The 21,531-nt window shown below is 53.8% G+C and carries 23 protein-coding genes and 1 pseudogene; 12 read left to right on the top strand and 12 right to left on the bottom strand.

All coding sequences use genetic code 11. The annotated features are described in order from the left end of the window. Positions 1-232 precede the first annotated feature (232 nt). The 3 genes from I6L34_RS02345 to intI1 all read right to left on the bottom strand — a co-directional run bounded on the left by I6L34_RS02345 (position 233) and on the right by intI1 (position 2,522). Positions 233-799 (bottom strand): recombinase family protein, encoded by a 567-nt coding sequence (locus I6L34_RS02345; RefSeq protein ID WP_216955497.1) that lies wholly within the window; start codon positions 797-799, stop codon positions 233-235. 11 nt (positions 800-810) lie between these two features. Then, positions 811-1,038: an Hha/YmoA family nucleoid-associated regulatory protein gene (locus tag I6L34_RS02340; protein ID WP_235633904.1), complete on the bottom strand. Its 228-nt coding sequence runs from the start codon at positions 1,036-1,038 to the stop codon at positions 811-813. A 470-nt stretch (positions 1,039-1,508) separates the two neighbouring features. Continuing rightward, a complete protein-coding gene (gene intI1, locus I6L34_RS02335) occupies positions 1,509-2,522 on the bottom strand; it encodes a class 1 integron integrase IntI1 (protein WP_000845048.1) in 1,014 nt (337 codons plus the stop codon). A gap of 185 nt (positions 2,523-2,707) precedes the next feature. Here intI1 and I6L34_RS02330 point away from each other — a divergent pair, with 185 nt between their 5' ends. From I6L34_RS02330 to aadB, 8 genes and pseudogenes are all read left to right on the top strand, one after another. Then, complete coding sequence (locus I6L34_RS02330; RefSeq protein ID WP_001109644.1) at positions 2,708-3,259, top strand: AAC(6')-Ia family aminoglycoside 6'-N-acetyltransferase AacA16; 552 nt, start codon at positions 2,708-2,710, stop codon at positions 3,257-3,259. A gap of 147 nt (positions 3,260-3,406) precedes the next feature. Then, on the top strand, positions 3,407-3,859 hold the full coding sequence (locus I6L34_RS02325) for an NAD(+)--rifampin ADP-ribosyltransferase Arr-2 (protein WP_000237816.1): 453 nt from the start codon (positions 3,407-3,409) through the stop codon (positions 3,857-3,859). A gap of 320 nt (positions 3,860-4,179) precedes the next feature. Continuing rightward, a complete protein-coding gene (locus tag I6L34_RS02320) occupies positions 4,180-5,439 on the top strand; it encodes a chloramphenicol efflux MFS transporter CmlA5 (RefSeq protein WP_012300772.1) in 1,260 nt (419 codons plus the stop codon). Positions 5,440-5,703: 264 nt separating this feature from the next. Then, positions 5,704-6,504 (top strand): oxacillin-hydrolyzing class D beta-lactamase OXA-10, encoded by an 801-nt coding sequence (locus I6L34_RS02315; RefSeq protein WP_000846390.1) that lies wholly within the window; start codon positions 5,704-5,706, stop codon positions 6,502-6,504. A gap of 16 nt (positions 6,505-6,520) precedes the next feature. Next, positions 6,521-7,359 (top strand): annotated as a pseudogene (gene aadA1 / locus I6L34_RS02310) (ANT(3'')-Ia family aminoglycoside nucleotidyltransferase AadA1). 27 nt (positions 7,360-7,386) lie between these two features. Beyond that, the gene (gene dfrA14 / locus I6L34_RS02305) at positions 7,387-7,860 is read left to right on the top strand and encodes a trimethoprim-resistant dihydrofolate reductase DfrA14 (RefSeq protein ID WP_004201280.1); all 474 of its coding nucleotides are present in this window, start codon (positions 7,387-7,389) and stop codon (positions 7,858-7,860) included. A gap of 109 nt (positions 7,861-7,969) precedes the next feature. Further along, complete coding sequence (locus I6L34_RS02300) at positions 7,970-8,869, top strand: extended-spectrum class A beta-lactamase VEB-1 (RefSeq protein WP_000706731.1); 900 nt, start codon at positions 7,970-7,972, stop codon at positions 8,867-8,869. Between the two features lie 144 nt (positions 8,870-9,013). Next, positions 9,014-9,547 carry an aminoglycoside nucleotidyltransferase ANT(2'')-Ia gene (gene aadB, locus I6L34_RS02295; RefSeq protein ID WP_000381802.1) on the top strand — a complete coding sequence of 178 codons (534 nt, stop codon included), beginning with the start codon at positions 9,014-9,016 and terminating at the stop codon, positions 9,545-9,547. Positions 9,548-9,697: 150 nt separating this feature from the next. Here the strand turns inward: aadB and I6L34_RS02290 are convergent, their stop codons facing one another. From I6L34_RS02290 to I6L34_RS02265, 6 genes are all read right to left on the bottom strand, one after another. Further along, positions 9,698-10,321 (bottom strand): recombinase family protein, encoded by a 624-nt coding sequence (locus I6L34_RS02290; protein WP_003155741.1) that lies wholly within the window; start codon positions 10,319-10,321, stop codon positions 9,698-9,700. Positions 10,322-10,382: 61 nt separating this feature from the next. Then, complete coding sequence (locus tag I6L34_RS02285; protein WP_006122485.1) at positions 10,383-11,600, bottom strand: TniQ family protein; 1,218 nt, start codon at positions 11,598-11,600, stop codon at positions 10,383-10,385. Beyond that, positions 11,597-12,505 (bottom strand): TniB family NTP-binding protein, encoded by a 909-nt coding sequence (locus I6L34_RS02280; RefSeq protein ID WP_003155746.1) that lies wholly within the window; start codon positions 12,503-12,505, stop codon positions 11,597-11,599. Before I6L34_RS02280 ends, I6L34_RS02285 begins: the two co-directional genes overlap by 4 nt. A gap of 2 nt (positions 12,506-12,507) precedes the next feature. Then, positions 12,508-14,187, bottom strand: a complete 1,680-nt coding sequence (locus I6L34_RS02275) for a Mu transposase C-terminal domain-containing protein (protein WP_000179844.1) — start codon at positions 14,185-14,187, stop codon at positions 12,508-12,510. Positions 14,188-14,437: 250 nt separating this feature from the next. Further along, positions 14,438-14,764: a hypothetical protein gene (locus I6L34_RS02270; protein ID WP_216955495.1), complete on the bottom strand. Its 327-nt coding sequence runs from the start codon at positions 14,762-14,764 to the stop codon at positions 14,438-14,440. Positions 14,765-14,775: 11 nt separating this feature from the next. Next, positions 14,776-15,543 carry a helix-turn-helix domain-containing protein gene (locus I6L34_RS02265; RefSeq protein WP_216955492.1) on the bottom strand — a complete coding sequence of 256 codons (768 nt, stop codon included), beginning with the start codon at positions 15,541-15,543 and terminating at the stop codon, positions 14,776-14,778. A 76-nt stretch (positions 15,544-15,619) separates the two neighbouring features. On the opposite strand from I6L34_RS02265, the gene thiI reads away from it, so the two are divergent. After that, complete coding sequence (gene thiI / locus I6L34_RS02260) at positions 15,620-17,068, top strand: tRNA uracil 4-sulfurtransferase ThiI (RefSeq protein WP_075115166.1); 1,449 nt, start codon at positions 15,620-15,622, stop codon at positions 17,066-17,068. 76 nt (positions 17,069-17,144) lie between these two features. Here thiI and I6L34_RS02255 read toward each other — a convergent pair whose 3' ends face one another. Continuing rightward, positions 17,145-17,537 carry a hypothetical protein gene (locus tag I6L34_RS02255; RefSeq protein ID WP_005333978.1) on the bottom strand — a complete coding sequence of 131 codons (393 nt, stop codon included), beginning with the start codon at positions 17,535-17,537 and terminating at the stop codon, positions 17,145-17,147. Positions 17,538-17,637: 100 nt separating this feature from the next. Continuing rightward, positions 17,638-18,270 carry a trimeric intracellular cation channel family protein gene (locus I6L34_RS02250; protein ID WP_005333975.1) on the bottom strand — a complete coding sequence of 211 codons (633 nt, stop codon included), beginning with the start codon at positions 18,268-18,270 and terminating at the stop codon, positions 17,638-17,640. Positions 18,271-18,643: 373 nt separating this feature from the next. Between I6L34_RS02250 and flaA the strand changes: the two genes are divergently transcribed. Continuing rightward, positions 18,644-19,558 carry a flagellin A gene (gene flaA, locus I6L34_RS02245; protein ID WP_019446043.1) on the top strand — a complete coding sequence of 305 codons (915 nt, stop codon included), beginning with the start codon at positions 18,644-18,646 and terminating at the stop codon, positions 19,556-19,558. 230 nt (positions 19,559-19,788) lie between these two features. Here flaA and I6L34_RS02240 read toward each other — a convergent pair whose 3' ends face one another. Next, positions 19,789-19,995, bottom strand: a complete 207-nt coding sequence (locus I6L34_RS02240) for a hypothetical protein (protein WP_141108820.1) — start codon at positions 19,993-19,995, stop codon at positions 19,789-19,791. A 146-nt stretch (positions 19,996-20,141) separates the two neighbouring features. On the opposite strand from I6L34_RS02240, the gene flaB reads away from it, so the two are divergent. Beyond that, positions 20,142-21,053, top strand: coding sequence for a flagellin B (gene flaB, locus I6L34_RS02235; RefSeq protein WP_019446042.1), 912 nt, complete (start codon positions 20,142-20,144; stop codon positions 21,051-21,053). A 33-nt stretch (positions 21,054-21,086) separates the two neighbouring features. Next, positions 21,087-21,527 (top strand): flagellar protein FlaG, encoded by a 441-nt coding sequence (locus I6L34_RS02230; protein WP_019446041.1) that lies wholly within the window; start codon positions 21,087-21,089, stop codon positions 21,525-21,527. The last annotated feature ends 4 nt before the right edge of the window (positions 21,528-21,531 follow it).

Raw genomic sequence — 21,531 nt, 5'->3', positions numbered from 1 at the left:
GAGCTTCGAGTTGACCAAACAGGGGCTTGCAGATGGACAGCAAGAGATTCAGCCACCAGAGCCCGCCTATGCGCCTCTCAGATCATCCTAGGCTGCATGAATGGCATTGCATTGCCTTGTCACAGTCGATCTCACAGGAGCTTCTAGGGGCCTTCTCGTTCATTTCGTGGAGATTATTAAAAACAAGAAAGCCCCTGCTGGTACAAGGGCTCAATTACTTCTTATCTCATTACTACTCTAGCTGGCCTGCTTCCCTCATGGCCTTGGCTACCTTGTAGACCGTAGACCTGCCTAGCCCAAGATCCTTTGCTATCTGTGATGGGCTCTTGTATCCCTTCAGCAGTGCTTCCCGTATCGGAGCTTCATCCAGAGTCCTTGGTCTGCCTATGTACTTGCCATCAGTCTTGGCCTTGGCGATCCCTTCCATTTGTCTCTCTTGACGTAGCTCTAACTCGAACTCAGCAAAGGCTCCCAGCATGGACAGCATCAGGCGGCCTTGTGCGCTCCCTGTGTCAAATGGCTGATCCAGAACACGGAGGCTCACGCCTTTCTTATCCAGACCATTCACAATCTCTAGCAGGTCAGCCAGTGATCGACCCATCCGGTCTAGCTTGGTGATCATCACGGTGTCACCCTCTCGGACAAACTCAAGCATGGCCTGAAGCTGTGCCCTGTTCGTGGTGCTCTTACCGGATACCTTCTCTTGATAGACCTTCTCAGCCCCAGCTTCATGTAGCTTCTCAAGCTGAACATCAAGCGACTGACCTACAGAAGATACGCGAGCATAACCAACAATCATTTCTCTTTACCTCAATCCACTAGAGCCCATGCAGCAGCGGGAACCTTACCCACATCGAATCGCCTTCCAGACGCTATCTCAGCCCTTCGGTGATCTATGGCTGCTATGACCTTCAATTCCTCTTGGATGCCCGCAGCGGAAGCCTTGGAGAGCATACGAGCCGCTACAGTGTCTAGTGATTCCATCGTCTTGAATCGCCGGAGTTTAATCATCAAATCAATCATGTTAATTACTTCCATCCGTAACTCTTGACCATGCAAAGCGCCAGACATTACTCCATCCCAGAACGGTGTAGCTTGATCCGTCCATCCACAATCGGTAGATTCCGAACCCGAGTGCTTCAATCTTCATACTTACCCCACAGGTAGCGTGTTGATGTATCGCTCAGGCTTCCTCTAGTTGGCGCTAGGGGAGGCCATCACTCCATTCATAAGGCCCGCTACTGTCTACCAGAAGTCTAAGACCCTACGTGGACAGACTTTATAGACACTTAATGGACGGGTCAATTGTCGTTTTCAGAAGACGGCTGCACTGAACGTCAGAAGCCGACTGCACTATAGCAGCGGAGGGGTTGGATCCATCAGGCAACGACGGGCTGCTGCCGGCCATCAGCGGACGCAGGGAGGACTTTCCGCAACCGGCCGTTCGATGCGGCACCGATGGCCTTCGCGCAGGGGTAGTGAATCCGCCAGGATTGACTTGCGCTGCCCTACCTCTCACTAGTGAGGGGCGGCAGCGCATCAAGCGGTGAGCGCACTCCGGCACCGCCAACTTTCAGCACATGCGTGTAAATCATCGTCGTAGAGACGTCGGAATGGCCGAGCAGATCCTGCACGGTTCGAATGTCGTAACCGCTGCGGAGCAAGGCCGTCGCGAACGAGTGGCGGAGGGTGTGCGGTGTGGCGGGCTTCGTGATGCCTGCTTGTTCTACGGCACGTTTGAAGGCGCGCTGAAAGGTCTGGTCATACATGTGATGGCGACGCACGACACCGCTCCGTGGATCGGTCGAATGCGTGTGCTGCGCAAAAACCCAGAACCACGGCCAGGAATGCCCGGCGCGCGGATACTTCCGCTCAAGGGCGTCGGGAAGCGCAACGCCGCTGCGGCCCTCGGCCTGGTCCTTCAGCCACCATGCCCGTGCACGCGACAGCTGCTCGCGCAGGCTGGGTGCCAAGCTCTCGGGTAACATCAAGGCCCGATCCTTGGAGCCCTTGCCCTCCCGCACGATGATCGTGCCGTGATCGAAATCCAGATCCTTGACCCGCAGTTGCAAACCCTCACTGATCCGCATGCCCGTTCCATACAGAAGCTGGGCGAACAAACGATGCTCGCCTTCCAGAAAACCGAGGATGCGAACCACTTCATCCGGGGTCAGCACCACCGGCAAGCGCCGCGACGGCCGAGGTCTTCCGATCTCCTGAAGCCAGGGCAGATCCGTGCACAGCACCTTGCCGTAGAAGAACAGCAAGGCCGCCAATGCCTGACGATGCGTGGAGACCGAAACCTTGCGCTCGTTCGCCAGCCAGGACAGAAATGCCTCGACTTCGCTGCTGCCCAAGGTTGCCGGGTGACGCACACCGTGGAAACGGATGAAGGCACGAACCCAGTGGACATAAGCCTGTTCGGTTCGTAAGCTGTAATGCAAGTAGCGTATGCGCTCACGCAACTGGTCCAGAACCTTGACCGAACGCAGCGGTGGTAACGGCGCAGTGGCGGTTTTCATGGCTTGTTATGACTGTTTTTTTGTACAGTCTATGCCTCGGGCATCCAAGCAGCAAGCGCGTTACGCCGTGGGTCGATGTTTGATGTTATGGAGCAGCAACGATGTTACGCAGCAGGGCAGTCGCCCTAAAACAAAGTTGGGCTGATTGATTTGTTTGTTCTAGCATTACCTATCTGGAGTTTGTTTTGAACTATTCAATATGCGATATAGCTGAATCAAATGAATTAATCCTTGAAGCAGCAAAGATGCTTAAGAAAAGCTTTCTTGATGCTGGAAATGAATCATGGGGAGATATTAAAAATGCTATTGAAGAAGTTGAAGAATGTATAGAACATCCAAATATATGCTTGGGAATATGTCTGGATGATAAACTGATTGGATGGACCGGATTAAGGCCGATGTACGATAAGACCTGGGAACTTCATCCCATGGTTATAAAAACTGAATATCAAGGCAAGGGTTTTGGGAAAGTACTACTAAGAGAACTAGAGACGAGAGCGAAGAGTAGGGGAATTATCGGAATAGCTCTTGGAACTGATGACGAATATCAGAAAACTAGTTTGTCTATGATTGATATAAACGAACGAAATATCTTCGATGAAATCGGGAATATAAAGAACGTTAATAATCATCCATATGAGTTTTATAAGAAATGTGGTTATATGATCGTTGGAATAATCCCTAATGCTAATGGAAAAAGAAAACCAGATATATGGATGTGGAAAGATATTAGCTAGGAAGAACAGCCCAACAATCGCTTCAACCTGACTCAGGGCGCCGTCACGATTTCTGCTAGTTATCCTGGACGCAGAAATCGCGCCAACGCCCTTCGCAGGTTAAGCGAAGTGTTATGCAGCCAAATCCCAACAATTAAGGGTCTTAAAATGGTAAAAGATTGGATTCCCATCTCTCATGATAATTACAAGCAGGTGCAAGGACCGTTCTATCATGGAACCAAAGCCAATTTGGCGATTGGTGACTTGCTAACCACAGGGTTCATCTCTCATTTCGAGGACGGTCGTATTCTTAAGCACATCTACTTTTCAGCCTTGATGGAGCCAGCAGTTTGGGGAGCTGAACTTGCTATGTCACTGTCTGGCCTCGAGGGTCGCGGCTACATATACATAGTTGAGCCAACAGGACCGTTCGAAGACGATCCGAATCTTACGAACAAAAAATTTCCCGGTAATCCAACACAGTCCTATAGAACCTGCGAACCCTTGAGAATTGTTGGCGTTGTTGAAGACTGGGAGGGGCATCCTGTTGAATTAATAAGGGGAATGTTGGATTCGTTAGAGGACTTAAAGCGCCGTGGTTTACACGTCATTGAAGACTAGTCCTTTGCATAACAAAGCCATCAAACCGGACGCCAGAGATTCCGCGCCTGTTGCGCATGGCTTCGCCATTTTATGCGCAATAGGCGCGCCACCCTGTCGCCGTTTATGGCGGCGTTGGGCGCACAATAAGGCTCCTCGCAGAGTTGCTTGAAAGTTGTTACGATTCAAATTCAATCATGAGATAGTCAGCAGATGAGCACTTCCAAGAACGCAGACAAGTAAGCCGCAGCAACCTTCATTTTTCGGTTGTTGCGGCGTTCTCATGAATCCTTTTGCTCTACGGGAGCGCCGCCAAATCCTTTGTTCAAGGAGATGGTTTCGTGCGCTCAAAAAACTTTAGTTGGCGGTACTCCCTTGCCGCCACGGTGTTGTTGTTATCACCGTTCGATTTATTGGCATCACTCGGCATGGACATGTACTTGCCAGCAGTGCCGTTTATGCCAAACGCGCTTGGTACGACAGCGAGCACAATTCAGCTTACGCTGACAACGTACTTGGTCATGATTGGTGCCGGTCAGCTCTTGTTTGGACCGCTATCGGACCGACTGGGGCGCCGCCCCGTTCTACTGGGAGGTGGCCTCGCCTACGTTGTGGCGTCAATGGGCCTCGCTCTTACGTCATCGGCTGAAGTCTTTCTGGGGCTTCGGATTCTTCAGGCTTGTGGTGCCTCGGCGTGCCTTGTTTCCACATTTGCAACAGTACGTGACATTTACGCAGGTCGCGAGGAAAGTAATGTCATTTACGGCATACTCGGATCCATGCTGGCCATGGTCCCGGCGGTAGGCCCATTGCTCGGAGCGCTCGTCGACATGTGGCTTGGGTGGCGGGCTATCTTTGCGTTTCTAGGTTTGGGCATGATCGCTGCATCTGCAGCAGCGTGGCGATTCTGGCCTGAAACCCGGGTGCAACGAGTTGCGGGCTTGCAATGGTCGCAGCTGCTACTCCCCGTTAAGTGCCTGAACTTCTGGTTGTACACGTTGTGTTACGCCGCTGGAATGGGTAGCTTCTTCGTCTTTTTCTCCATTGCGCCCGGACTAATGATGGGCAGGCAAGGTGTGTCTCAGCTTGGCTTCAGCCTGCTGTTCGCCACAGTGGCAATTGCCATGGTGTTTACGGCTCGTTTTATGGGGCGTGTGATACCCAAGTGGGGCAGCCCAAGTGTCTTGCGAATGGGAATGGGATGCCTGATAGCTGGAGCAGTATTGCTTGCCATCACCGAAATATGGGCTTCGCAGTCCGTGTTAGGCTTTATTGCTCCAATGTGGCTAGTGGGTATTGGTGTCGCCACAGCGGTATCTGTGTCGCCCAATGGCGCTCTTCGAGGATTCGACCATGTTGCTGGAACGGTCACGGCAGTCTACTTCTGCTTGGGCGGTGTACTGCTAGGAAGCATCGGAACGTTGATCATTTCGCTGTTGCCGCGCAACACGGCTTGGCCGGTTGTCGTGTACTGTTTGACCCTTGCAACAGTCGTGCTCGGTCTGTCTTGTGTTTCCCGAGTGAAGGGCTCTCGCGGCCAGGGGGAGCATGATGTGGTCGCGCTACAAAGTGCGGAAAGTACATCAAATCCCAATCGTTGAGAGAATGTGGCAAGCTATCGCCCAACAAATCGCTGCAGCCGACCCAAAACCGCTACGCGGTTTCGGTCGGCTGAGCTCAGGCGTTAGGCCTCGCCGAAGCGAAAGATCGCTACTTGAAGTGTTGACGCCTTTGTTTTAAAGTTTCGCGTCTATCTTTCTGATTTTGTTAAAAAATCAGACTTTGATTAATCATGTTAGACGTCAGAGGTATTTTGACTTAAACGCCTCTGAGGTCGAATTAACGTTAGCCACCAAGAAGGTGCCATGAAAACATTTGCCGCATATGTAATTATCGCGTGTCTTTCGAGTACGGCATTAGCTGGTTCAATTACAGAAAATACGTCTTGGAACAAAGAGTTCTCTGCCGAAGCCGTCAATGGTGTCTTCGTGCTTTGTAAAAGTAGCAGTAAATCCTGCGCTACCAATGACTTAGCTCGTGCATCAAAGGAATATCTTCCAGCATCAACATTTAAGATCCCCAACGCAATTATCGGCCTAGAAACTGGTGTCATAAAGAATGAGCATCAGGTTTTCAAATGGGACGGAAAGCCAAGAGCCATGAAGCAATGGGAAAGAGACTTGACCTTAAGAGGGGCAATACAAGTTTCAGCTGTTCCCGTATTTCAACAAATCGCCAGAGAAGTTGGCGAAGTAAGAATGCAGAAATACCTTAAAAAATTTTCCTATGGCAACCAGAATATCAGTGGTGGCATTGACAAATTCTGGTTGGAAGGCCAGCTTAGAATTTCCGCAGTTAATCAAGTGGAGTTTCTAGAGTCTCTATATTTAAATAAATTGTCAGCATCTAAAGAAAACCAGCTAATAGTAAAAGAGGCTTTGGTAACGGAGGCGGCACCTGAATATCTAGTGCATTCAAAAACTGGTTTTTCTGGTGTGGGAACTGAGTCAAATCCTGGTGTCGCATGGTGGGTTGGGTGGGTTGAGAAGGAGACAGAGGTTTACTTTTTCGCCTTTAACATGGATATAGACAACGAAAGTAAGTTGCCGCTAAGAAAATCCATTCCCACCAAAATCATGGAAAGTGAGGGCATCATTGGTGGCTAAAACAAAGTTAAACATCATGAGGGAAGTGGTGATCGCCGAAGTATCGACTCAACTATCAGAGGTAGTTGGCGTCATCGAGCGCCATCTCGAACCGACGTTGCTGGCCGTACATTTGTACGGCTCCGCAGTGGATGGCGGCCTGAAGCCACACAGTGATATTGATTTGCTGGTTACGGTGACCGTAAGGCTTGATGAAACAACGCGGCGAGCTTTGATCAACGACCTTTTGGAAACTTCGGCTTCCCCTGGAGAGAGCGAGATTCTCCGCGCTGTAGAAGTCACCATTGTTGTGCACGACGACATCATTCCGTGGCGTTATCCAGCTAAGCGCGAACTGCAATTTGGAGAATGGCAGCGCAATGACATTCTTGCAGGTATCTTCGAGCCAGCCACGATCGACATTGATCTGGCTATCTTGCTGACAAAAGCAAGAGAACATAGCGTTGCCTTGGTAGGTCCAGCGGCGGAGGAACTCTTTGATCCGGTTCCTGAACAGGATCTATTTGAGGCGCTAAATGAAACCTTAACGCTATGGAACTCGCCGCCCGACTGGGCTGGCGATGAGCGAAATGTAGTGCTTACGTTGTCCCGCATTTGGTACAGCGCAGTAACCGGCAAAATCGCGCCGAAGGATGTCGCTGCCGACTGGGCAATGGAGCGCCTGCCGGCCCAGTATCAGCCCGTCATACTTGAAGCTAGACAGGCTTATCTTGGACAAGAAGAAGATCGCTTGGCCTCGCGCGCAGATCAGTTGGAAGAATTTGTTCACTACGTGAAAGGCGAGATCACCAAGGTAGTCGGCAAATAATGTCTAACAATTCGTTCAAGCCGACGCCGCTTCGCGGCGCGGCTTAACTCAAGCGTTAACCCAGGATGAGAACCTTGAAAGTATCATTGATGGCTGCGAAAGCGAAAAACGGCGTGATTGGTTGCGGTCCAGACATACCCTGGTCCGCGAAAGGGGAGCAGCTACTTTTTAAAGCATTGACCTACAATCAGTGGCTTCTGGTGGGTCGCAAGACGTTTGAATCTATGGGCGCACTCCCCAATAGGAAATACGCGGTCGTTACCCGCTCAGGTTGGACATCAAATGATGACAATGTAGTTGTATTTCAGTCAATCGAAGAGGCCATGGACAGGCTAGCTGAATTCACCGGTCACGTTATAGTGTCTGGTGGCGGAGAAATTTACCGAGAAACATTACCCATGGCCTCTACGCTCCACTTATCGACGATCGACATCGAGCCAGAGGGGGATGTTTTCTTCCCGAGTATTCCAAATACCTTCGAAGTTGTTTTTGAGCAACACTTTACTTCAAACATTAACTATTGCTATCAAATTTGGAAAAAGGGTTAACAAAGCTATGCAATCGACGGCAAAAAGCTTCGTTCGCTTCGCGCACTACGCCTTTTCCGCGATTGATAGCGACGTTAGCGGTAATTTAACCAGATAGGAGTACAGACATATGAAAATCGTAAAAAGGATATTATTAGTATTGTTAAGTTTATTTTTTACAATTGTGTATTCAAATGCTCAAACTGACAACTTAACTTTGAAAATTGAGAATGTTTTAAAGGCAAAAAATGCCAGAATAGGAGTAGCAATATTCAACAGCAATGAGAAGGATACTTTGAAGATTAATAACGACTTCCATTTCCCGATGCAAAGCGTTATGAAATTTCCGATTGCTTTAGCCGTTTTGTCTGAGATAGATAAAGGGAATCTTTCTTTTGAACAAAAAATAGAGATTACCCCTCAAGACCTTTTGCCTAAAACGTGGAGTCCGATTAAAGAGGAATTCCCTAATGGAACAACTTTGACGATTGAACAAATACTAAATTATACAGTATCAGAGAGCGACAATATTGGTTGTGATATTTTGCTAAAATTAATCGGAGGAACTGATTCTGTTCAAAAATTCTTGAATGCTAATCATTTCACTGATATTTCAATCAAAGCAAACGAAGAACAAATGCACAAGGATTGGAATACCCAATATCAAAATTGGGCAACCCCAACAGCGATGAACAAACTGTTAATAGATACTTATAATAATAAGAACCAATTACTTTCTAAAAAAAGTTATGATTTTATTTGGAAAATTATGAGAGAAACAACAACAGGAAGTAACCGATTAAAAGGACAATTACCAAAGAATACAATTGTTGCTCATAAAACAGGGACTTCCGGAATAAATAATGGAATTGCAGCAGCCACTAATGATGTTGGGGTAATTACTTTACCGAATGGACAATTAATTTTTATAAGCGTATTTGTTGCAGAGTCCAAAGAAACTTCGGAAATTAATGAAAAGATTATTTCAGACATTGCAAAAATAACGTGGAATTACTATTTGAATAAATAAAAAACTACCGCTAACACTGGCTCATAGGCAATGGCGGGTTGAAGTGCAATTTGCAAAGTCGGTAGCCCGCCCGAGCGTTTTCTCGGTTTGACAGGAAAGGCTCACGCAAACCGCCACTGCCCATAGCCCAAACCGTTAGGCCGCATGGACACAACGCAGGTCACATTGATACACAAAATTCTAGCTGCGGCAGATGAGCGAAATCTGCCGCTCTGGATCGGTGGGGGCTGGGCGATCGATGCACGGCTAGGGCGTGTAACACGCAAGCACGATGATATTGATCTGACGTTTCCCGGCGAGAGGCGCGGCGAGCTCGAGGCAATAGTTGAAATGCTCGGCGGGCGCGTCATGGAGGAGTTGGACTATGGATTCTTAGCGGAGATCGGGGATGAGTTACTTGACTGCGAACCTGCTTGGTGGGCAGACGAAGCGTATGAAATCGCGGAGGCTCCGCAGGGCTCGTGCCCAGAGGCGGCTGAGGGCGTCATCGCCGGGCGGCCAGTCCGTTGTAACAGCTGGGAGGCGATCATCTGGGATTACTTTTACTATGCCGATGAAGTACCACCAGTGGACTGGCCTACAAAGCACATAGAGTCCTACAGGCTCGCATGCACCTCACTCGGGGCGGAAAAGGTTGAGGTCTTGCGTGCCGCTTTCAGGTCGCGATATGCGGCCTAACAATTCGTCCAAGCCGACGCCGCTTCGCGGCGCGGCTTAACTCAGGTGTTGAACGACAGCTTTCCCAAAAGCTCTACGGCTGCTCTGGGTCGACACCGGTAATCGGATCGTTGCCGCACTGAACAGCGCCCCGTTCCAGGTCGCCTCCATTTATGCGGCTGAACCGAGGGAGAGCAGCTTTACGCCGTCTGGCCGCAGTTCGCCCTTGGGCGACACGTGCCGGTAGAGCGTCTGCCGGGTAATCCCGAGTTCTTCGCAGAGATCGCCCACCTTGGTTTCCGGTTGCCCCATGCTGGCCATCGCCAGGCGTAGCTTGGCGGCGGTCATCTTGAAGGGGCGCCCCCCTTTCCTGCCGCGAGCGCGCGCCGAGATAAGTCCAGCGACTGTTCGCTCGGAAATCAACTCACGCTCGAACTCGGCCAGCGCGGCAAAAATACCGAACACAAGCTTGCCGGCGGCAGTCGTCGTGTCGACCGCCGCACCGTGACCGGTCAGGACCTTCAGGCCCACGCTACGCGCAGTTAGGTCGTGCACGGTGTTGATCAGGTGGCGCAGATCACGGCCAAGCCGATCGAGCTTCCACACGATCAGCGTGTCCCCTTCACGAAGCGCCTTCAGGCAAGCAGCCAACCCTGGGCGATCATCGCGCCTGCCCGAGGCCAGATCCTCGTAAAGGTGCGCAAGGCTCACACCAGCGGCGATGAGCGCATCGCGTTGCAAATTGGTGGACTGGGATCCGTCCGCCTTCGATACCCGCATGTAGCCGATCAGCACCTTTTCACCCGTCACGTATACGTTCGATTATGTGACAGTGTGAGCCGGAAAGCTCTATCCGTCAAAATTTGTCACTTAACCCGTCATTTTGTTTAAGACATGCAAAGGGTGCATCAGGCAGGTAATGTGACAGAAATTCCGGCGGGATGCCTTCCTTCACGAAGGTGGCGCGCAACCGTTCCAAGGAAGCGGGATCGCGCCGACCATAGGAAGCCAACGCGAACAGCGAGCGTGCCGTCTCGGGGTTGTGTCGCGCTTCAATGATGGCCTCGTCGATGGCCTGGACTGCACGCTGCCAGTGATTGATGGGCTCGGGCTTCGGCGCTTTCGTCGGCAGGCCACTGGTGAACCCGGTTTGGGGCTCGGACCAGAATAGCTTTGCCTGCTCGCCTGGCGGGCTGATGTCCCTCACCTCAATCAAGCTGATTGCCGTTGCCGCCGCCTCCAGCATCTGTAACCGTACTATCGGATTCAGGGTTTCATACGGTCGCCACAGACTTTGCCCAGCACGCAGCGGATGCCCGCAGCCTTCCCAGACTTGGCGGGGATACCCCGCGCAGGTTCCGCACGCGGAAAGCGGGGTGTTCAGCTCATCGAGCAGCGTGCGAAGAAGTCGAAACCACAATCCGGCGTGGATGCGTCGGCGCGGCAGCTCCACGTGACCGGTTGTCAGTGCCTGCCAGGTACGCTGGTCCATCGCCGCAATCGCGTCGCTGGCGGTGCGCGGTTCGGCGTCGGCGTTCTCCCAGCCGAGAAACCGCCCTGGCACGCCCCAATAGGATTCCAGCCAGCAGCCATGCAGCGGGCAGCTCAGCATCAGGGGCAGCTTCCACGCGAGCAGTACGGCTTGGTTCTCCGGATCGCTCAGGCAGAGCGGACAGGCGCGGTTTATCGGCTGGCTGGGCAGCCAGGCACGCCAGCTCGTGATGGATCGCGTCTTACGGCGGAGTCTTGGCAGCAACACCGAGAGCTGAAACGCATAGGTTTCCAAGGCGTCTGGAATCTGGTCATCAAGGCTGTCCAGTAGCCAAGGCACCCATCCGGCGAAACTCATACAGCGCAGCCGGTCCAGCTCGATGCCGCTCCGCTGGGAAAGCAACGCCAGCAGCGAGAGTGGTGGCGCGGTGTCCAGGTCATCGACCTGGCCGTGACCAAGATCGTGCTCCAGCAGGTCGGGCTCCTCCATGTGATAGCAAAGGGCCACGCGGTTGAGCCATGAGGACAGCGCCTCGCCTTCTTTCGGGGCGGGATGCAGCGGCCAGCGCGGCGCAGGCTTCACATCAGTTCCCGCTCGAATTGCCGCCGCCGCTCGCTGGGTCCGGTGTAAACGGCCATGCTGAGTGTGCGATGGTTGATCGCTTCCTCGCCGCTCTCCACGGCGACGATGGCCGCCGCCATCAGCAAGTGCGCCAGTTCCCCTATGGTGCCCTCGCTGCGTGTGAGCAGGTAGCGAGCCATGTCCAGCGTGGCAATTGGGGAAGGCCGGCGCAGCGGGAGCGAAGCGGCGAAGCTGGCCAGCAGTGAGCAGCAATCGTCGTTGGCCTCCCATACCGGCAGCATCATCGGCTCGAAGCGATTTTCCAACTGGTCATCGGAGCGGATGGCTAGGTAGGCGTCGCGCGTGCCTACCCCAACCAACGGGATGCGCAGTTCGTTGCCGAGGAAGCGCAGCAGGTTGAGGAATTCCCGGCGGTTGACGCTGTTGCCGGCCAGCACGTTGTGCAGCTCGTCGATCACCAGCATGCGCACGCCGACCTTGCGCAGCAGTGCCAGAGCCAGTTGCTCCATTTCCGGCAACCGTGGGCGTGGGCGCAGCGGCGCGCCCATCGCGGCGAGCAGCGCGACGTAGAAGCGGATCACGGACGGCTCGGACGGCATCTGCACGACCAACACCGGGATGTGCTCCTGGTCGGCGTCGGAGCTGGCCGGGTGGGTGCGGCGGAACTTCTCGACGATCATCGACTTGCCATTGTTGGTCGGGCCAACCAGCAGCAGGTTGGGCATGCGTTGCTTGTTTGGCCACGCATAAAGGGCTTCCAGCCGGTTCAGCGCCTCGACTGCGCGCGGATAGCCGATCCAGCGGTCGGCGCGAAGGCGCTGGATGCGCTCGTCCGCCGGAAGACGGGCCAAGCCCTGGGCCGCCGGCAGCAGGTGGGACAGGTCGATGATGGGATATTCGTCCACGGCTACCACTCCTCAATCTGGTCGAACGGTTTGGCGGGTGGCAAGTTGTCTGCCTGCGGGTCGGCAATATCCGTATCCGGCGGAACGGGCTTGTCCGGCCGAGCTGATGTCTTGAGGTGCTGGCGGCGATCCGCGTCACGCCGCGCCTTGCGTGTGGCCTTCTGCGCGCTGGTCACAATCTCACGCATCTGGCCGATCATGCGGAACAGCGCCGACTCATCCACCTGTTCGCGCCCTTGCTGCCGCAGTTTCGCCAGCGCCTGCCGTTGTTCCCAGAGGGTGACAGCCGGATGCGACAAGGTACGGTAGGGAATTTCCAGGTAATGCTGTCCCTCCGGTTCCAGGACCCAGATACGGCTGATGTCGCGCGGATCGCGCCGGATCAGAAAGGACGGCCAGCGTTCACGCCGTGCAATCCACGGCTTGAGCGCATCGGCGTAGTAGTGGATGTGGTCGATGACAAAGCCGGTGCGGGTCAGCGTGCGCCGGAGGATCGGCAGAAAATCGACCAGGAACGAAGTAGCGCGTGTGACGACGGCCGGTACGCCGACACGCGCCACGGCCTCGGCCCAGCGCGCGGCCGGCGGTTGGAGCAGGCCGTTGTGCACCGAACCGTGGTAGGTGCCGACCGCCAATGTGAGCCAGCGCTCTAGCTCGCGCAGCGTCAGGGCGGCCTTGTTTTCGGAATCGTAGTCGCCGCGCTGGTCAGGGTTGGAGAAGGTCGTTCCCGGCAGTTCGTCGTGAATCATCTGCATCGCCGTGCCGATGATCCGTTCCACGATGCCGCCATAGTGCGGCTGTCCCAGCGGGCGATAGTCCAGCCGGATGCCATGCTGCTCGCAACCCCGGCGCAGGGCCTCGCTCTTGAACTCGGCCGCGTTGTCTAGGTAGAGCAGCAAGGGCTTGCCGCTCATCTGCCAATCCATTTCCACGTTCAGTCCTTCCAGCCAAGGGCGCTTGTCGCAGGCGACATGCACGAGGCACAGGCCAACCGAAACGGCAGACGGCGCTTCCAGCGTGACGACCATGCCGAGCACGCAGCGGGTGAACACGTCGATGGCGAGGGTCAGGTACGGGCGGCCAATAGGTTGCCGGTCGCGGTCATCGACCACGATCAGGTCGATGACCGTATGGTCTATCTGCACCTGCTCCAGCGGCGCGGTCACGGCAGGAGGCTCGCCGCCCACACCTTGTAGGTCACGAGCGGCATCCTGGCCTTCCCGCCGGCGGATGACCTTGCGCGGGTCAAGGCTAGCGATCCGTAAGGCCACGGTATTGCGCGCCGGCACTCGCAGTTTTTGAGCCTTGCACACCTGAGTGACTTCGCGGTGAAAGGCCGCTAGGCTGCGCTTCTGCTTGGTCAGGAACCGCTTTTGCAGTAGCTCGTGGATGACGCGCTCGACCGGTTCCGGCAAGCGCCCCTTACCTTTACCTCCACCGGACTGGCCGGGCACCAGATCCGTCACGAGGCCGCTGCCTTGCCGGGCACGCCGGATCAGAACGTATACCTGGCGCCGAGACAAGCCCAGCGCCTGAGCCGCCATATCGGCCGCTTCGTGCCCGACCGTCTCCGACTGCGCCAACGGACTGATGATCTCCGCACGACGGCGCGCACGCTCCCAAGCCTCATCAGGCAGAGTGGCCACGCCTTGTTCTGGAATCCGTGGGGTGTCCGTCGCCATGCTCACCTCGCTTTGGTGCACACGAGTATTGAGCATAGTCGAGATTGGTGCAGATCACTTCTGATATTGAACTGTCAGGAGCTGGCTGCACAACAGCCTTCAAACCGCGTTGTCTGGTGCAGTCGTCTTCTGAAAATGACAAGAATCTCCCAGACAGACCCATTCTCTCCCAGCACGGGAAATACCTGGCCCGCTTCAATACCAAGCCCTGCACAGACACACACCAGCTCACCTTTCATCACACTGCCTCTCAATTGTCGTTGAACCCTTCACCAAACATCCACAGTGGCCGTGGGCTTGTCCCGTTCAAGGCAGCATTAGCCCTAGCCAAGATGGGTCGGACAAACTCAGGTCGCCGTAGCTTCTCTTCGATGGCCTGCTTCTCACGTTGATAGGCAGCCTTGGACAGTGGTTTTAATCCAGCTTCAGCCCTCTGCCTGACGATCCGATCCAGTTCATCCCGTAGTGCTTGCCTCTGGTACTCGGAGACGGCAGCCCATACCTGCTTGCTCTTCTTGGCCCTGTGTTCCTGTAGAGCCTTCTTTTCCCGTATCAGGCGCTCATAGAACGGGTTCATGGGACTGTTCATCACCGACCACCTAACGCAAACGGGTTGCAGTAGGCAGCAGCGGGGGAGGGGTCATTAAATTGACGCTGTATCTCCGCTTGTCTGCGCTTCAGTTCTTCCAGTGCGTTGCGGTTGGTCTCTAGGGCTACTGGGGACGCTACAGCAGGCTTTGGGATAGGCGCTGGGGCCTGACGCTGAATCTCTTCCTGTCTGCGCTTCAGTACCTCCAAGGCGTTGCTGTTGTGGGCCATAGCCTCTTGCTTACGAGCTTCCCACTGCTCCGGTGTGCGGTTCAGTCTTGCGGTATCGACCTTTGCAACTGGTGATTTTTTCTTCTTGTCACTATTCACATTCTCGCGCGCGGGATCTTTCTTGTAGTTCTGTTTATGTAAGAGATCTGAAGGATTTAAAGAATTTAAAGACTTACCCTGACAGCCGTGACGGGAGGTGGTGACAAGTTGGCTAAAAAGAGAACGCACAGCAGGCCCCAACTTATACACAGACGGGAAGTTGAATCGCTCGTTCTCTGGGTGCTTACGCCGGAAGACGTTGAAGAAGTCGATCTCTTCCAGCTTCTTCAGTGCGCGTTGGACTGTTCGGGGGGAGTATGCCGACTTGGCAGCAATGGTTTTGACGCATAAGGTAATCGCCCAGTCTTGCGCCTTATTTAGACAACTGGCGATCACAAGGGCTACGTCTCGGGTGCTACGAGTGCCAAACGTGTTAATCGGGAGCTTGGCTAGGGTAGCTACAATCTGGTCACTGTGAGATAATGTGAGTTTGGTCATGGTACGAATCGTTCTAAGAATCTTACCAAAGTAGCGTCCTAAGTCACTGTTTTTACTGGAATTATAAAGAGCCCCCATGAAGTTCATTATCAAGCTGTTCCCGGAAATCACCATCAAGAGCAAGTCGGTTCGCCAGCGCTTTATCAAGATCCTGCAGGGCAATATCCGCAACGTCCTGCGCCGCTTCGACGACGATGCCCGCGTACGGATGGATTGGGACAAGCTGATCGTGAGCTCCCGCAATGACCAGTTCCGCGAGCAGGCTATCGAAGCCTTGGCTTGCATCCCTGGCATTCAGGCTTTCCTCGAAGTTCAGGCCAGCAAGTTCACCGATCTGCACGACATCTTCGAGCAGGTGAAAGCCGTGTGGGGCGACCAGCTCAAGGGCAAAACCTTCTGCGTGCGCGCCAAGCGCCACGGCAAGCACGAGTTCTCCTCCCTCGAAGTGGAGCGCTACGTGGGCGGTGGTTTGAACCAGCACTGCGAAAGCAACGGCGTGCGCCTCAAGAACCCGGATGTGAAGATCAACCTCGAGATCGATGGAGAAGAGCTCTTCATCGTCAGCGCCATCCATCAGGGGCTGAGTGGCATGCCCATCGCTACCCAGGAAGATGTGCTGAGCCTCATCTCCGGTGGTTTTGACTCCGGCGTGGCGTCGTTCCAGTTCATCAAGCGTGGCTGCCGGGTACACTACTGCTTCTTCAATCTGGGCGGTGCAGCTCATGAGATCGGCGTCAAGCAGGTGGCCTATCACCTGTGGAACCGCTTCGGCTCCTCCCACCGGGTACGTTTCACCGCGGTGGACTTCGAGCCGGTGGTCGCCGAGATCCTCGAGAAGATCGACAACGGTCAGATGGGGGTGGTGCTCAAGCGGATGATGATGCGTGCTGCCGCCAAGGTGGCTGACGAGTTCCAGATCCCGGCGCTGGTGACCGGCGAGTGTGTGGGTCAGGTATCCAGCCAGACCCTCACCAACCTGAACGTCATCGACCGGGTGACCGACAAGGTGATCCTGCGCCCGCTCATCACCTGGGACAAGCCGGACATCATCAGTGAAGCCCGCCGCATCGGCACTCTGGAGTTTGCCGAGACCATGCCGGAGTATTGTGGTGTCATCTCCAAGAAGCCGACCGTGAAGGCCGATCTGGCGCGCATTGAAGAGGAAGAGGGCAACTTCGACTTCGCCATTCTGGACAAGGTGGTGGCCGAGGCCCGTTACCTCGATATCCGTCGTATCGGTGAAGAGACCGCCGCCGAGGTGCAGGAAGTGGAGACCACTGCCGAGAGCGGTGACAACGAGGTGATCCTCGATATCCGCTCCATGGACGAGCACGACGAGAAGCCGCTGCTGGTGGAAGGGCGTGAGGTCATGCATATCCCCTTCTTCAAGCTGGCTACCGCCTTTGGCGATCTGCCCAAGGAGAAGACCTACCTGCTCTACTGTGATCGCGGTGTGATGAGCAAGCTGCAGGCGCTTTATCTGAAAGAGAAGGGCTTTGCCAACGTCAAGGTGTACCGCCCGTAAGCGTGTTTTTTACCTTCAATAAAAAAATCCGGCCAATGTGCCGGATTTTTTTATTTCACAGAGTGAGCAATGACTATCAGGGACAGGGAACCGGAGTGAAGGAGTCTTGCCCCTGACAACGCCAGCCCATTTCCGCCTCCCGCATCTGCCACAGGTTGTTGCTGCGATAGAGGGTCAGGATGTAGATCATGTCGCTCTTGCTGCCGTCGAGGGCGACCGAAAGCACCAGATCATTGTCCAGCTGCTGGGCATGGATGCGGCTGGGCGTGTCACCATGACCGACGAATCGCAGAGCTACCTCACGGTAGTCATTGACCCAGTTTTGCTGTTGATGGCTTGCCTGGCGTATCTGTTGGTTGAACTGCTGCACCGGCGCCGAGGCCAGTCGTCCAAATACCACTTGTGCTTCGGCGTGGGCTGCCGTCACGTTCGCCAGGAGGAGGGTGGTAAGCATACCGATTTTGCGCATGAGAAGTTCCGGCTAACAACGACTGCTTCTATGACAACAGAAAAGCCTATTTGGTTCAACGCGTGGCCCACAGCGACATGATGACGCTGTGGGCCTGCTCTCAATTGCGTTGCAGGGAGAAGGTCGGTAGCGAAAGATGCCAGTAGATAGCCGCGACCCGCAGGCCAAACACGGCCGTCATGCAGATGAGCATGGCAGTTACCCTGTCCATGTTTGCCTCCAGCGCCAGGGTATAGAGAATGCCGCCAAGGATACAGGCGGTGGCATAGATCTCTTTTTGCAGCACCATGGGGACCTCCCGCGCCAGTACATCGCGGATCATGCCACCGGCTACCCCGGTCATGGTGCCCATGATCACGGCAATCAGCCCCGGGGTGCCGAAGTTGAGGGCCTTCTGGGCACCGATCACGGTAAAGAGGGCCAGTCCGAAGGCATCCGCCACCGGCAGCACATACCAGGGCATTCTGCGGGGCAGTTTGACCATCCACATACCGATCAACGCCGTCGCAATAACGACCCAGATATAGAGGGGATCGCGCACCCAGAACACGGGGGTGGCTCCCAGGATCATGTCACGGATGGTGCCGCCGCCGATGGCAGTGACCGCCGCCAAAACCATGACGCCAAACCCGTCCATTCTGAGTCGGCCAGCCACCAATACCCCTGAAAACGCGAATACCGCAGTACCAAACATGTCGCTGATGTAAACAATCTGCTCAACCAGTGTCTGCATGGAGAACAACTCACGCCAAATTGTTGATGGGGCCGCGATTTTAGGGGCTGGTGAGCCCAATCGCCAACAGTGCTCGACAAAATTGAGAGTCGGGACGGATTTTTTCTCGCAGCACGAACGGTAGTGTCTCGTTTGCCCCCTGCCGTTGGCGAGCTTCAGAATGTTGAGTTTGTCACTGGTTTTGGCCCGATTTTTTCCTTAAGTATCCCCCCGACCCGCCGATATATAAGGTAAGCGGCGTTAATGCGATGAAGCGTTGAAAAAAATGCTAAAGACATCCAAAAACGAGCCGTTAAATAAGACGCATCGGGCACGGAAAATAATAAAGCCTGAGCGAATAGAAGAGTAAATTTAATAGCTTAGGAGAATAGTCATGGGCCTTTATATCAACACTAACGTTTCATCGCTCAACGCGCAGCGTAACCTGATGAATACGACCAAATCACTGGATACTTCCTACACTCGACTGGCATCCGGCTTGCGTATCAACAGCGCCAAAGATGATGCCGCGGGTCTGCAAATCGCCAACCGTTTGACGTCTCAGGTGAACGGTTTGAATCAGGGTAACCGCAACGCCAACGATGGTATTTCGGTAGCGCAAACTGCGGAAGGTGCAATGGATGAAGTTACCTCCATGCTGCAGCGTATGCGTACCCTGGCTCAACAATCAGCCAACGGCTCCAACAACACTGATGACCGTACCGCGTTGCAGCAAGAGTATGACCAGCTGATGACCGAAATTGATCGTGTGGCAAAAGATACCACATTCGGTGGTAAGCAACTGCTTAACGGTGGTTATGTCGGCTCTTTCCAGGTTGGTGCCGATGCGGCTCAAACCATTACTTTCAGAATGACCACTGCGTTTACCATCGCAGGTATGGCTTCGGCTGCCAAGGGCAATGCAACAATCTCTGCCGGTTCAACTGGTAGCAAAGAGCCTTTCAAAGTAACGGCCTCAACCAGCGCAGTGACTGTGGCAAACATGAATAGCATCAAGTTGGCGAGTTCGGCCCAGTCTGCTATGGCCAACCTCGACTACATGATTAAAGTTGTAGACAGCAAGCGAGCTGAATTGGGTGCAGTGCAAAACCGCTTCGATTCAACCATTCGCAATCAGGCGAACGTCTCCGAAAACGTTAGTGCTGCCCGCTCACGGATCCGTGATGCTGACTTTGCGACTGAAACCGCCAACCTGACCAAGCAGAACATTCTGCAGCAAGCCGCATCGACCATTCTGTCTCAGGCAAACCAGCGCCCGCAGTCTGCACTGTCACTGTTGCAAGGCTAACAAAAGAAAACAGGGCGGTTGTTCAGGCCGCCCTGGTCAAGAGATGGAACAAAGGGGTGTTCGGGTCGCACTCTGTTCTATCGGGAGAGATATAATCTCTACTAGTAATGCCAAGTGTTGTCCAGCTGTTCAGTTCTGTCACGCTTGGTCATATTCTCCTGAGCATATGCTCATCTTTAGGCCGGTTTACCGGCCTCTTTTTATTGTGTCGCCAAATTGACGTCACTCTGTCAGTTTAAAGCATGAATCGTGCCAACGCATCTTATCCCGTAAACGAGGTCATCATCAGCGGTGATTTGCATGGTGATGCTGCTCAATTCATGTTCTGTTGCCGCTTGCCGGAGAAAACTTGCCGCTTTAGGCAACAATTTTCCTAAAGCTTGTATCTGCGCTGCCGTTAAATAAAGTGAAGCAATCGAGGGGTGTTCGGAATCCAACGTTTGCACTACTGCGGGTGGCCTGTTCGTTCAAACAGACACCCGCCTGAAGAGACAGGCATGTTCAACCTGCTCTTCAAACGGTGGGACGTCGTGTTGTTTAGACGACGCAACCTGCAGTCGCATGTTCTTCGGGAGAATATTTTATGGCCATGTATATCAACACCAACATTTCATCATTGAACGCCCAGCGTAACTTGATGAATACCAACAAGTCTCTGGATACCTCCTATACCAGATTGGCATCCGGTCTTCGCATCAACACCGCCAAAGACGATGCTGCTGGCTTGCAGATCTCCAACCGTTTGACTTCACAGGTTAACGGCTTGAACCAGGGTAATCGCAACGCAAACGATGGTATTTCTGTAGCCCAGACCGCAGAAGGGGCCATGGATGAAATAACCTCCATGTTGCAGCGGATGCGGACTCTGGCGCAGCAATCAGCCAACGGTTCCAACAATACGGATGACCGCGTTGCATTGCAGCAAGAGTACGATCAACTGACAACCGAGATCGATCGCATCTCCAGTGATACCACGTTCGGTGGTCAGAAGTTGCTGGACGGTAAATATAAGGGATCATTCCAGGTCGGTGCGGATGCTACCCAGACCATTACCTTCAAGATGACCAGTGCCTTTACCATTAGCGGTATTGCTGGCGCATCAAAAGGCAGTGCCACCATCGCCGCCGGTTCTACTGGTAGTAAAGAGCCGTACAAGGTAACCGCTGCGACAACTGCTGTAACTGTTGCCAACATGAACAGTATCAAAACAGCCAGTGGTGCCCAGTCTGCTATGGCCAACCTCGACTACATGATCAAGGCGGTTGATAGCAAACGTGCAGAGCTTGGTGCGGTCCAGAACCGTTTCGACTCGACCATTCGCAACCAGTCCAACGTGTCCGAGAACTTGAGTGCAGCACGTTCGCGTATCCGTGATGCGGACTTTGCGACAGAAACCGCCAACCTGACCAAGCAGAACATCCTGCAGCAGGCTGCTTCAAGTATCCTGGCGCAAGCTAACCAAAGACCGCAATCTGCGCTGTCCCTGTTGGGTTAACGGGTAGTGATGAGATAGAAAAGGAGCGACGATATGGCCAATGACATTGGAATTCCCTCATCGGTCACTCCTTCTTCTCTTCAGTCAAGTAGCAAGAGCGGCCAATCGGCCGCTCAAGTGCTATCTGGCATGGCGGAAGAGCAGCGGGTGATGACACAGGATGTGGAAAAACAACAAGAGGAGCGAGCCAAAGAGAAGGTTCGCAAATCCGATGTCTCAGATAAGGATATTGAAAAAGAGGTACAAAACTTGCAGGAGTTCAGCAAGTTGCAGGGATGGACCGTCAACTTCAGCGTCGAAAAGGATCTCGAGCAAGTTGTTATCAAGGTGATGGACGCCAATACCAAGTCAATGATCCGCCAGATCCCAAGTGAAGAGTTGCTGGCTATCAGCAAGCGGCTCAAGGATCTGCGTGAAGTTGATGTTATAGGTGGTGGCTCAAGAGTCGGATTATTGCTTGATAAAGAGATTTAATACG

The sequence above is a fragment of the Aeromonas sp. FDAARGOS 1404 genome (genome assembly GCF_019047085.1).
GTDB classification, from domain to species: domain Bacteria; phylum Pseudomonadota; class Gammaproteobacteria; order Enterobacterales; family Aeromonadaceae; genus Aeromonas; species Aeromonas veronii.
This window is presented reverse-complemented; position numbering and strand designations above follow the sequence as displayed.

Coding starts and splice junctions, on each gene's coding strand:
- flaB (WP_019446042.1), top strand. CDS start 20,142: ATGGCCATGTATATCAACACCAACATTTCATCATTGAACGCCCAGCGT.
- I6L34_RS02250 (WP_005333975.1), bottom strand. CDS start 18,270: ATGCAGACACTGGTTGAGCAGATTGTTTACATCAGCGACATGTTTGGT.
- I6L34_RS02325 (WP_000237816.1), top strand. CDS start 3,407: ATGGTAAAAGATTGGATTCCCATCTCTCATGATAATTACAAGCAGGTG.
- I6L34_RS02300 (WP_000706731.1), top strand. CDS start 7,970: ATGAAAATCGTAAAAAGGATATTATTAGTATTGTTAAGTTTATTTTTT.
- thiI (WP_075115166.1), top strand. CDS start 15,620: ATGAAGTTCATTATCAAGCTGTTCCCGGAAATCACCATCAAGAGCAAG.
- I6L34_RS02265 (WP_216955492.1), bottom strand. CDS start 15,543: ATGACCAAACTCACATTATCTCACAGTGACCAGATTGTAGCTACCCTA.
- flaA (WP_019446043.1), top strand. CDS start 18,644: ATGGGCCTTTATATCAACACTAACGTTTCATCGCTCAACGCGCAGCGT.
- intI1 (WP_000845048.1), bottom strand. CDS start 2,522: ATGAAAACCGCCACTGCGCCGTTACCACCGCTGCGTTCGGTCAAGGTT.
- aadB (WP_000381802.1), top strand. CDS start 9,014: ATGGACACAACGCAGGTCACATTGATACACAAAATTCTAGCTGCGGCA.
- I6L34_RS02340 (WP_235633904.1), bottom strand. CDS start 1,038: ATGGAAGTAATTAACATGATTGATTTGATGATTAAACTCCGGCGATTC.
- I6L34_RS02275 (WP_000179844.1), bottom strand. CDS start 14,187: ATGGCGACGGACACCCCACGGATTCCAGAACAAGGCGTGGCCACTCTG.
- I6L34_RS02270 (WP_216955495.1), bottom strand. CDS start 14,764: ATGAACCCGTTCTATGAGCGCCTGATACGGGAAAAGAAGGCTCTACAG.
- I6L34_RS02315 (WP_000846390.1), top strand. CDS start 5,704: ATGAAAACATTTGCCGCATATGTAATTATCGCGTGTCTTTCGAGTACG.
- I6L34_RS02230 (WP_019446041.1), top strand. CDS start 21,087: ATGGCCAATGACATTGGAATTCCCTCATCGGTCACTCCTTCTTCTCTT.
- I6L34_RS02255 (WP_005333978.1), bottom strand. CDS start 17,537: ATGCGCAAAATCGGTATGCTTACCACCCTCCTCCTGGCGAACGTGACG.
- I6L34_RS02345 (WP_216955497.1), bottom strand. CDS start 799: ATGATTGTTGGTTATGCTCGCGTATCTTCTGTAGGTCAGTCGCTTGAT.